Raw genomic sequence first — 11,530 nt, 5'->3', positions numbered from 1 at the left:
CTTCTCTCTCAAACTGTTTTACTGCAATTAACCGCGATCTTCCCACTCTTGAGCACGAGCAACCGCTTTTTTCCAGCCGTTATAGCGATAGTTACGCTCAGTAGTTTCGATGCCAGGACGGAATTCTTTATCAATAGAGGCTTTGTTTTTCACTTCTTCTAAATCATTCCAGAAACCGATAGCAAGACCTGCAAGGAATGCAGCACCTAATGCAGTACTTTCGCGAACAACAGGACGCTCTACACGAGTACCTAAAATATCGGACTGGAATTGCATTAAGAAGTTATTGGCAACTGCACCACCATCAACACGCAATGATTGTAAACGTGCACCTGAATCAGCTTGCATTGCATCCAAAACATCGCGTGTTTGGTAAGCGATAGATTCTAAGGTTGCACGGATAATATGATTACGGTTAGCACCACGGGTTAAACCAAAAATGGCACCACGCGCATACGGATCCCAATAAGGGGCACCTAGGCCAGTAAATGCAGGAACAACATAAACACCGTTTGTATCATTAACCTTAGTCGCGAAGTATTCAGAGTCAGTCGCTTCATCAATGAGTTTTAATTCATCACGTAGCCATTGAATAGAAGCACCACCAACGAATACGGCACCTTCTAAGGCATAGTTCACTTCACCACGAGGACCACAGCAGATTGTTGTTAACAAGCCATGATTAGAGCGAACAGCTTCTTTACCTGTGTTCATCAGTAAGAAACAACCTGTACCATAGGTATTTTTCGCCATACCGCTTTGTACGCAAAGTTGGCCATAAAGTGCAGCTTGTTGGTCACCCGCCATACCTGCGATAGGAATACGTGTACCACCTTTACCACCAATGTTTGTTTGGCCATAAACTTCGGAAGATGGCACCACTTTTGGTAGCATATTGCGAGGAATATCCAGCAAATCGAGGATTTTTTGATCCCAATCTAAAGAGTGGATATTAAATAACATGGTACGTGAGGCATTAGTAAAGTCAGTAACGTGAACGCGACCTTGTGTCATTTTCCAAACTAACCAAGTATCGACAGTACCGAATAATAACTCACCTTTTTCTGCTTTTTCACGAGCACCTTCGACGTTGTCGAGGATCCATTTTAATTTTGTACCAGAGAAATAGGGGTCAACCATTAAACCCGTATTTTGACGAATATATTCTTCAACACCTTCTTTATCTTTTAAGCGAGTACAGAAATCTGCAGTACGACGGCATTGCCATACAATCGCGTTATAAACAGGTTTACCCGTTTCTTTATCCCATACAATAGTGGTTTCACGTTGGTTTGTGATACCAATACCTGCAACGTGGTCAGATGGAATATCTGCTTTTGCTAATACTTCAACTAAGGTTGCACTTTGTGTTGCCCAAATTTCCATTGGATCGTGTTCAACCCAGCCTGGCTTAGGATAGATTTGGGTGAATTCACGTTGTGAAATACTGACGATATTTGCATCGTGGTCAATGACTACGGCGCGTGAACTGGTTGTGCCCTGATCCAGTGCAACAATGTATTTTTTTTCGGTATTCGATGTATTTGTTTCTGTTGTCATGTTAGTAACCTGTTCTGATAATCAACAATATTGCTCTTAATTTTATTTATCGTCTTCGATTTTGCAGGTATCGCAAGGTAAGTGACGGCCAATCAATTTACGGTAAGCCAATGCACCTAAGATACCACCGATAAATGGAGCAATCATTGGAACTAAGAAATAAGGGATATCACGTCCACCAGTCAGCGCAATATCACCCCAGCCAGCAAAGTACGCAACCAGTTTTGGACCAAAGTCACGAGCAGGGTTTAAGGCGAATCCGGTTAGTGGACCAAATGCACCACCGATTACGGCAATTAAGATACCAATTAATAAAGGTGCTAATGGGCCTTTAGGTACACCGTTACCATCATCAGTTAAGGCTAAAATTAAGCCAACAAGGATAACAGCAATGATAACTTCGATAACAAAAGCATGTGCAACGGAAATTTGAGCTGCGGGATAAGTAGAGAATACACCGGCAGTGAAGAGACTTTCTTGTGAGCCCCTGACAATGCCATTAACTTGTTCATAGTCGATAAAAATATTGTAGTACATAAAGTACACAATGGCTGCGGCAAAGAAGCCACCTAACATTTGTGCAATAATATAAGGAACAACTTTTCTGCGTTCAAAGCAAGCAAATAGCCAAAACGCAACGGTAACAGCAGGGTTCAGGTGTGCACCAGAGGTGCCGGCGGTAAGATAAACGGCTAAGGCAACACCCAGCCCCCAGATAATACTTATCTCCCATAATCCCAGTTGAGCACCTGCAATACGCACTGCAGCAACACAACCAAGACCAAAGAAGACTAGCAACGCAGTTCCGATAAATTCAGAAATGCATTGACCCATAAGAGAGGTTTTCGTCTGGCTCATATATTCTATCCTGAAAGAGGGTTATTTATTGTTAGTATTCTTTTCGAATTGAAAAGATAACTGTGAATTTATCGTTAATGAGCGTAAACGAGAATAAGCGAAATTGAAATTTGTGTGTCTCATCAAGAAAATGAGTGAAAACGCTCTTAATTAGTGACTTGATCGACATTTGTAATGTGATCTGACTAGTGTTTTTGATAAATTGAAAAAAGAATGTAATTCCTCGGAAGATGCTAGACAGTTGTTGATAGGCTACTTACAATCGGAAGTATCGATTATATGGGGGATTACAGTATGTCATTTGAAGTTTTCGAGAAGTTAGAATCAAAAGTACAACAAGCAATTGATACCATCACGTTATTACAGATGGAAATCGAAGAGCTAAAAGAAAAAAATGATGCGCTGAACCAAGAAGTTCAAGAAGCGAAAGGATCGCGCGAAGCTCTTGTTCGTGAAAATGAAGAGCTAAAACAAGAGCAATCAAGCTGGCAAGAGCGTTTACGCGCACTGTTAGGCAAAATGGAAGACGTGCAATAATTGTCTTTGTTTGCTTAAAGCTTAAGAAAACAAAAGCCACCTAAAGGTGGCTTTTGTTTATTAAAATCGTAAGAATGCAGGTTAAAAGTAACAATTACTCTTCAATTAAATCCTCATCTAAGCCTAATGGCTCTTCAGATAAGATGATCCCTGTGTTATCAGCATAAAGATAATCACCAGAGAAGAAGGTAACGCCTCCGAAGTTAACACGGATATCACTTTCACCAATGCCTTCACTTGGGCAACCTGCAGGGATAGCTGCCATCGCTTGAATACCTAAATCAAGCTCTGATAAAGCATCAACTTGACGTACTGCACCGTAAACGACAATGCCTTCCCATTCATTAGAAACAGCAAGTTGTGCGAGTTCAGCATCAACTAAGGCTTTACGTACAGAACCACCGCCATCGACTAAAAGAATACGGCCTTTGCCATTTTCTTCAAGTAAGTCATAAAGCAGACCATTATCTTCAAAACATTTAACGGTGATGATTTGCCCACTAAAGGCACTTTGACCACCAAAGTTTGAGAAAAGCGGTTCTACGACATTGATATCTTCTTGATAGATATCACAGAGTTCAGAAGTATCATATTTCATAGGAGATTACGTCAGGTTGCCACAGGAAAGTCCAGTATATCCCTTAACAGGGGCGGTTGGCAAAAGACTCACTGAAAATTCAGTGAGTCAAATCAACAATCGAGTGAAATTATTCTAAAACTAAACCTAAAGAGAAAAGAACGTTAGTTAATAATGCTGCTTTTACCATGTGCTCCAGTAAAGGACGCATCGCCTCACCAGAGTGATCGGCATTTACACGCTTGATATGCAGTAAAAGCATTGGGGTAGCGAGTAAAAATAACCACGCTGTCCAGCGGTGCATATAAAGTAGAGTGAAAATAATTAAGCAAGCAATTGAGAGAAAAATAACACACGTATGGTAAGTACGTGAGCCAGCAGGGCCTAAGCGAACAGCTAATGTATTTTTACCGGCCTGAATATCACTTTCTAAATCGCGCATATTATTAATATTTAGAACAGCGACAGAAAGTAAACCACAGGCTGTGGCTGGAAGTAGAGTAACAATATCAAACGTGTTGGATTGTAAGTAATAAGTTCCGATGACACTTAACCAGCCAAAGAAAATTAAAACAGAAATATCACCCAATCCCATATAACCATAAGGTCGTTTACCCACGGTATAAGTAATTGCAGCAACAATAGCGAGTAAACCCATCACTAAGAAGCCAATAGCGTCTTCAGGCTTTTTACAGGCGACAATAATTAGTGCAATACCACAGATACAAGAAATAATAACATTTAGGATCAGCGCTTTTTTCATTTGAGCTGCTGTTATCATGCCTTTTTGCATTCCACGAAGTGGCCCCAAACGCTCTTCAGTATCCGTTCCTTTTACGGCATCACCATAGTCATTGGCAAGGTTTGATAGGATCTGTAACGTTCCCGCCGTTAATATAGCAAGCAGTGCAATAGGTAGCTCAAAATGACCCATCCAATACGCTAATGCGGAACCCGTCACAATGGCAATTAACCCCAAAGGGAGTGTTTTGGGTCGTAAACTTTCAAGCCAGGCTTGAGTCCGGCTAGTGGAATTTAGAGAGCTCATGCTGAAATTCGATACTCATGTTCGTTGTTATTATAAAAATAAGAATGGGAGGCAAGCCTCCCACGTAAATATTGCTGATAAGGATCGCACAAGTTGATTATAAAATAAATCGACTCAGATCTTCATCTGCTACAAGCTCATCCAGATGCTGTTTCACATATTCTGCATCAATCAATATTGATTGACCTTGACGTTCACTTGCATCATAGGAAATTTCTTCCATCAAACGCTCTAAAACAGTGTGTAAACGACGAGCACCGATATTTTCAGTGGTTTCGTTTACGCGCCATGCTGATTCAGCAATTTTGCGAATACCGTCTTCGGTGAAGCTAATCGACACACCTTCGGTTGCCATTAATGCTTCATACTGTTTTGTTAACGATGCATTAGGTTCAGTTAGAATACGCTCAAAATCTTCTGCTGTCAGCGCTTGAAGTTCAACACGAATTGGCAGACGTCCTTGTAATTCAGGAATTAAATCAGAAGGACTTGAAACTTGGAAAGCGCCTGATGCAATAAACAGAATATGGTCTGTTTTTACCATACCGTGTTTTGTTGAAACTGTACAACCTTCAACCAGTGGTAAGAGGTCACGTTGTACACCTTCACGAGAAACGTCAGGGCCGGAACTTTGTCCACCACGTTTACAGATTTTATCTACTTCATCAATAAAGACGATACCATGTTGTTCTACCGCATCAATAGCTTGCTGTTTAAGCTCTTCAGGGTTAACTAATTTAGCGGCTTCTTCTTCAACAATAAGCTTAAACGCATCTTTGATTTTCATTTTACGCGCTTTTTGTTTTTGACCTGCCAAATTTTGGAACATAGATTGTAATTGGTTAGTCATCTCTTCCATTCCTGGAGGAGCCATAATTTCAACACCCATTGGTGTTGCAGATAACTCAATTTCAATCTCTTTATCGTCTAATTGGCCTTCACGTAATTTTTTACGGAAAGATTGACGTGCAGCTGATGGTTCTGATGCTTGCTCTGCTACACCCCAGTTATTTTTTGCTGGTGGGATCAGGACATCAAGGATGCGCTCTTCAGCCATTTCCTCAGCACGGAAACGATTTTTATCGATGGCTTGGCTGCGTACCATTTTAACCGCAGAGTCGGTTAAATCACGGATAATAGAATCGACTTCTTTACCCACATAACCCACTTCGGTGAATTTAGTCGCTTCAACTTTGATGAAAGGTGCGTTGGCCAATTTTGCCAAACGGCGTGCAATTTCAGTTTTACCTACACCAGTAGGTCCAATCATCAGAATATTTTTAGGTGTTACTTCATGACGCAGCGCTTCATCAAGCTGCATACGACGCCAGCGGTTACGTAGGGCAATCGCCACAGCACGTTTCGCTTTATCTTGACCAATAATAAATCTATCGAGTTCGCTGGCAATTTCGCGAGGAGTCATTTCAGACATGCTCTCTAATCCTTACTCTTTTGAAGAGAGTTCTTCAAAGTTGACATTATGGTTAGTGTAAATACAGATATCTCCAGCGATACTAAGTGCTTTTTCAGCAATTTCTCGTGCAGAGAGTTCAGTATTTTCTAGCATAGCTCTAGCCGCTGCTTGTGCATAAGGGCCACCAGAACCGATAGCAATTAAATCGTTTTCTGGTTGAACCACATCACCATTACCCGTGATGATAAGAGATGTACTTTCATCTGCAACAGCAAGCAACGCTTCTAATTTGCGTAGCATTCTGTCTGTGCGCCAATCTTTAGCAAGTTCTACCGCAGCTTTCGTTAAATGCCCTTGGTGAAGTTCTAATTTACGCTCAAACAGTTCAAAAAGAGTAAAAGCATCAGCAGTGCCGCCAGCAAATCCCGCAATGACTTTGTCGTTATAAAGACGGCGTACTTTGCGAACATTGCCTTTCATGACGGTATTACCCATCGTTGCCTGTCCATCACCACCGATTACAACTTGGCCCTTACGGCGAACACTTACGATTGTAGTCATGAGTCAGCCCCTGGTTTAATCAATAAAAAAGTGAGACGGGAAGTGCCTTTATTTAAGATAAAGCACGGCCCGTTGTGTGAATTAGAATTATAGGTGGGGGAGAAAATTTATTTTTCAACCCCCAGAAGAGCGAAGAATACAACCTGATACGCCAGCTCCAGCTGCTTGTCTGCTCACAGAGTTGGCTTGTTCTTTATTGTAAGGGCCTGATAATACGCGGATCCAACCATCATTGCCTTTTGTGACTCGGCTTTCAACACCAGAAAAAGCCAGTGTTGCTCTTACTGATTCAGCTTGTTCGGTATTTTTAAATGAGCCACATTGCACTAAAAAGTTTGCTTCAGTAACAGCAGGTTTAGATGGTGTAACAATCGCAGGTGCAGGCGCTTGTGGTTGTTGAGTTTGTACAGGCTGTTGTGCAACAGAAGGTGTTGTTGCTGCAGGTGGTGTTACAACCACTTGTGAGCGAGGCACTTCACCATTGTAAGGCACTTCTGGCAGTTGAACGGCAGGTTGGCGCTTATCCGCTTCAATTTGTTGTAAAAAACGCAACTGCTCAGGCGAAAGTGTTGCTTTCGGATTAATCTGGCTACCCGATGAAGGATATTCAGGTTGTAAAGGTGTACCTACCTGACGATTTTCCAATTCTTTAATATATTGCCAACGCTCTTGAGGTTTTGGCGGTAGGCTATTCGCTGGATGTTGCCCAGTGATAGTTGGCGTTGTTTCTACGGCTTCTTTTTTATTATGTGTAATAAAATAAAGGCCGCCGATAAACAGCGCCACAATAGCGATTGCCGCGATAAGCGTCGTTAAAGGCAGCCCTTTAGCAGCCTTTTTGCTTTTACTTTTCGTTGTCTTTTTACGACGAGCAGATGTCTGCCCTCGTCCCACATAGTCTCGTTGTGCCACAGTTCGATTCGCTGATAATTAAAGGAATAGGTATCACAAACGATATGTTACTTAACATAGTGTGTTTTGCCTAGCTTTTAAGCCGACAGACACTGTCTCTTATAATTAGATCGCAATCTAATAAACGGGAGCCGGGTGCAACAGGTCGGCCTTGTAGTTGGTCAAGTAATAACAACATAGATTCACGACCAATTTGATAACGAGGTTGTTCCATTGTTGTCAGAGCAGGCTCGCTATAACGTGTGATATCAAGATTATCAAAACCAATCACAGAGAGATCTTTGGGAAGCTCTAATCCTAACTTTTTCGCCTGCCACATAACGCCAATTGCCATAATATCACTATGACAGAAGACTGCTGTCGGTGGTTCAGGTAAAGAAATCAGCTTTTTCAGACTTTCTGCACCGCTTTCATGGGTAAAATCACCACGGATAATATAATCTTCGCGCAAAGGTACGCCCGTTCTACGCATGGCTTGAATATAGCCTTGTAAGCGATAACGACATAAAGGCATATCTTCAGGGCCTGTAATGCAGGCAATACGCTTATGACCCATTTGCTGTAAATAGTGTGTTGCTCTAAAAGATGCAGTGAGATTATCAATATGGACGGTAGGTAATTCGAGTTCAGGTGCAAACTCATTTGCCATGATCATTGGTGGCAAATTTTTCTGTTCTTCTTTAGAAACATCAAAAGGGATGTGTGAGCCAAGAAGTAACATACCGTCAATTTGTTTGGTAATAATAAGATTAATAAAGGCATTTTCGTGTTTTTGCTGATGCTTACAATCACCAATTAACACGAGATAACCATGTTGTGCGGCAGTTTCTTCAATGCCACACACAACATCAGTAAAAAATGGATCACTGATGTTAGGTACGATCACAAGGATCGTTTTTGACTCGTTACGCTTAAGGTTTTTTGACAGGTTATGTGGGTAATAGCCCACATCAAGAACAGCCTGTTCAACTTTCTGACGGGTTTGTGAGGATACTTTTTCCGGATTCATTAAAGTACGAGACACAGTTGCTGTGGACACGCCGGCTGCAAGGGCAACATCTTTCATTGTTGCTTGCGTATTATCTTTATTATTCTGTTGCAAACCCCATACCTCCCTTTTGGATGGTTTAGTTAAACGATTGCTTTTTTATTACAAAAAAACCGCCAATACTCAAAAAAGGATTTTATCGACGGTTTTTAATTCAAGAAATATTCTAAATTGTTATTCTACCCACTTTTTAAATAGATTCTGTTACCTAGTTTGCATAAAAAGTGTGATACCAATCGTTTTTATGAGGTAGTTCGCAAAATTGATAAATAGTCTTGGACTGTAACTAGTGTTCAATCGCAATTGTATCTTCATCATAGGTCTGGCTAAAATATATTCAACTTAGGTTGAAAAGACACTTAACAATCTGTTGGGTCGACATCAATATTCCATTTCACTTTTTTACTCTCAGGCAAGGCGACAATTTGAGGATAAGTAACAGACATTAATTTTTGTAAATATCCCCTTGAAGGATGCTGGAGCAATAATTGCCAACGATAATTTCCACCTCGTTTAGCTTGAATTGCAGGAACTGGCCCCATTACCCACAAATTAGCGTCTCGCATTGGGTGTTGTTCAAAAAACTGTTTGAGTTGTCGTAAGAACTGAGGCGCACGTTGATTATTGTGATCTTCAGAACGGATCATGATATGGCTAGAATAAGGTGGTAAAAAAGTCGCTTGTCGCTCCTGTAAAGCTTCTTTAGTAAAAGCGTCATAACCTTTTTCTAATAGTGTCAGCAACAGAGGGTGATCAGGCTGGTGAGTTTGTAAATAAACGGATCCTTGTTTACCAGCACGACCAGCACGACCTGACACTTGTATATAAAGCTGAGCAAAGCGCTCGGCTGCACGAAAATCACTGGAGAACAGAGCGCCATCAACATCAAGTAAAGCGACCAAGGTGACATCGGGAAAGTGATGCCCTTTAGCTAACATCTGCGTACCGATAAGAATGCGTGAACCACCTTGGTAAATATCTTCCAGTTGTTGCTCTAAAGCGCCTTTGCGACTAGTTGTATCTTTATCAATTCGCGTCACTGGCGTATCAGGAAATAATTCACCGATCCCTTGCTCAAGTTGTTCTGTTCCTAATCCTACTGGTATTAAATTCGTTGAGCCACATTGTGGGCATTGTGCTGGAATTCGTCGCTGACTATCACATTGATGGCAACGTAACATGCCATGTTTTTGGTGGATCGTATAATAATGATCACAGCGAGGACATTCTGCTATCCAACCACATTCATGACATAACAATGCAGGCGAAAATCCACGGCGATTTAAAAAGAGCATCACTTGGTTACCTGCATTAAGGTGCTCTTTTATTGCTTTAATGAGAATTGGAGACAACCCTGTTGTCAGTGGTTGCCCTTTTAAATCTATTAAATGCTCTGTTGCGGGTTTTGCATTACCTGCACGTTGAGTCAGCGTGAGTTGTTGATATTTCTTTTGCTCAACATTAAAACTGGTTTCAATCGATGGGGTTGCGGTTCCCATCACGATAGGAATATTTTCTTGTTTTGCGCGGAAAACGGCGAGATCACGAGCGTGGTAACGCCAACCATCTTGTTGCTTATAAGAGCCATCATGCTCTTCATCGATAATGATAATACCAAGATGCTGAAAAGGGGTTAGAAGTGCCGAACGCGTACCGATAATAATGGCATTATCACCTCGTTTTGCTCGTAACCAAACAGCTAAGCGTTCAGTATCATTTAATCCTGAATGAAGCACATCCACTGGGGCATTAAAGCGTGCTTTAAAACGACGAATTGTTTGAGGTGTTAAGCCAATTTCAGGCACCAGTACCAGTGCTTGTTTACCTTGTGCGAGAATTTTTTCTAATACACTCAAATAAACTTCAGTTTTGCCTGAACCTGTAATACCCAATAATAACCAAGGTGAGAATTGGTCTGCCTGCGCTGTGATTGCCCCTACTGCAACAGCTTGTTCTGTGTTTAATTTAAAGCGTTCACCTTGAACTGCAAGACTGTTGTGCCAGTGTATCGGAGCTGGTTGAATAGGGCGGAGATCCACAAACTCTTTCTTTTTTAAGTTATTGAGTGTTGCTGTTGTGATCTCAAATTCATCAAGTTGATGGCGATATAAAGGTGTACGGCGAAGGGCCGCTAATGCTTGTTGCTGTTTTTTCGCACCTTTTAAACTATTAAGGTCGAGATTAATCCCTTCTTCTGTGGCATACCATTGCCATAATGGCGTGAATTCTGCGGGTTTTCCTTGTCGCAATAAAATCGGCATAGCATGAAATAACACTTCTCCTAAAGGATAGTGATAATAAGCCGATGCCCAATTTAGCATATCCCATAAAACACCCGGAAAGAGTGTTTCACTATCAAGGACTTCATCAATAGGCTTTAGCTTTTCGATAGGAAACTCACTGTGTGTACTGAGTCCTTTGACAATACCAAGAGAGCGGCGTTTATTACCAAAAGGTACGATCACCCGACTACCAACAACTGGCGCGTCGATCCCTTCCGGTAACAGATAATCAAAAGAGGAAAACAGTGGTACAGGCAAAATTACCTGAACTATAGTCATATCAGGGTTTCCGAGAGTTTTAGCGAAAAGATGGCCTTAAGAATATCACAAAAAGTGTGCAGATTTCATTGCGCGTTTAGTGGATATTCTGTATGATCCGCCCCCTTTGGTAGATAAATTACCAAACACTTAATTTCAATCAACACGACGTGTGGTGTTCGGCTGTGGGCTGAATGGCGACACGGCCTTAGTAGAGGTTTTCCATGCAAAAAGATATCCATCCTAAATACGAAGAAATTACTGCGTCTTGTTCTTGCGGTAACGTTATGAAAATCAACTCCACTGCAGGTCATAACCTGAATCTGGACGTTTGTGACAAATGCCACCCATTCTATACTGGTAAACAACGTGATGTTGCAACTGGTGGCCGTGTTGATCTGTTCAACAAACGCTTCAAAATTCCAGGCAGCAAATAAGATATTTGTTGTCACAAGATATCAGCTTAGTCTGGTAT

At 41.4% G+C, this 11,530-nt stretch carries 11 protein-coding genes; 2 read left to right on the top strand and 9 right to left on the bottom strand.

Going from position 1 to position 11,530, the window contains the following annotated elements; translation table 11 throughout:
- Positions 1-27: 27 nt before the first annotated feature.
- A complete protein-coding gene (glpK, locus tag GTK47_RS01780; protein ID WP_165121931.1) occupies positions 28-1,560 on the bottom strand; it encodes a glycerol kinase GlpK in 1,533 nt (510 codons plus the stop codon).
- Positions 1,561-1,602: 42 nt separating this feature from the next.
- Positions 1,603-2,418, bottom strand: a complete 816-nt coding sequence (locus GTK47_RS01775) for an MIP/aquaporin family protein (RefSeq protein WP_165121930.1) — start codon at positions 2,416-2,418, stop codon at positions 1,603-1,605.
- A 294-nt stretch (positions 2,419-2,712) separates the two neighbouring features.
- On the opposite strand from GTK47_RS01775, the gene zapB reads away from it, so the two are divergent.
- Positions 2,713-2,955, top strand: coding sequence for a cell division protein ZapB (zapB, locus tag GTK47_RS01770; RefSeq protein ID WP_036933299.1), 243 nt, complete (start codon positions 2,713-2,715; stop codon positions 2,953-2,955).
- Positions 2,956-3,049: 94 nt separating this feature from the next.
- Here zapB and rraA read toward each other — a convergent pair whose 3' ends face one another.
- The 7 genes from rraA to priA all read right to left on the bottom strand — a co-directional run bounded on the left by rraA (position 3,050) and on the right by priA (position 11,076).
- Positions 3,050-3,553: a ribonuclease E activity regulator RraA gene (gene rraA, locus GTK47_RS01765; protein WP_165121929.1), complete on the bottom strand. Its 504-nt coding sequence runs from the start codon at positions 3,551-3,553 to the stop codon at positions 3,050-3,052.
- Positions 3,554-3,662: 109 nt separating this feature from the next.
- Positions 3,663-4,580 (bottom strand): 1,4-dihydroxy-2-naphthoate polyprenyltransferase, encoded by a 918-nt coding sequence (locus tag GTK47_RS01760; protein ID WP_075672991.1) that lies wholly within the window; start codon positions 4,578-4,580, stop codon positions 3,663-3,665.
- Between the two features lie 97 nt (positions 4,581-4,677).
- Positions 4,678-6,012, bottom strand: coding sequence for an HslU--HslV peptidase ATPase subunit (hslU, locus tag GTK47_RS01755; RefSeq protein WP_006534150.1), 1,335 nt, complete (start codon positions 6,010-6,012; stop codon positions 4,678-4,680).
- Positions 6,013-6,024: 12 nt separating this feature from the next.
- Positions 6,025-6,555, bottom strand: a complete 531-nt coding sequence (gene hslV / locus GTK47_RS01750) for an ATP-dependent protease subunit HslV (protein WP_165121928.1) — start codon at positions 6,553-6,555, stop codon at positions 6,025-6,027.
- Between the two features lie 114 nt (positions 6,556-6,669).
- Positions 6,670-7,467 carry an SPOR domain-containing protein gene (locus GTK47_RS01745; protein ID WP_165121927.1) on the bottom strand — a complete coding sequence of 266 codons (798 nt, stop codon included), beginning with the start codon at positions 7,465-7,467 and terminating at the stop codon, positions 6,670-6,672.
- Between the two features lie 70 nt (positions 7,468-7,537).
- Positions 7,538-8,569 carry a DNA-binding transcriptional regulator CytR gene (gene cytR, locus GTK47_RS01740; protein WP_036914575.1) on the bottom strand — a complete coding sequence of 344 codons (1,032 nt, stop codon included), beginning with the start codon at positions 8,567-8,569 and terminating at the stop codon, positions 7,538-7,540.
- A gap of 305 nt (positions 8,570-8,874) precedes the next feature.
- Complete coding sequence (gene priA / locus GTK47_RS01735) at positions 8,875-11,076, bottom strand: primosomal protein N' (protein ID WP_165121926.1); 2,202 nt, start codon at positions 11,074-11,076, stop codon at positions 8,875-8,877.
- A gap of 203 nt (positions 11,077-11,279) precedes the next feature.
- Between priA and rpmE the strand changes: the two genes are divergently transcribed.
- Positions 11,280-11,492, top strand: coding sequence for a 50S ribosomal protein L31 (rpmE, locus tag GTK47_RS01730; protein WP_006534140.1), 213 nt, complete (start codon positions 11,280-11,282; stop codon positions 11,490-11,492).
- Positions 11,493-11,530 lie beyond the last annotated feature (38 nt).

Origin of the sequence: Proteus sp. ZN5, assembly GCF_011046025.1 — a bacterium.
Lineage (GTDB): Bacteria > Pseudomonadota > Gammaproteobacteria > Enterobacterales > Enterobacteriaceae > Proteus.
Note: the sequence above shows the minus strand (reverse complement) of the source record. Positions and strands in the feature narration are given on the sequence as shown.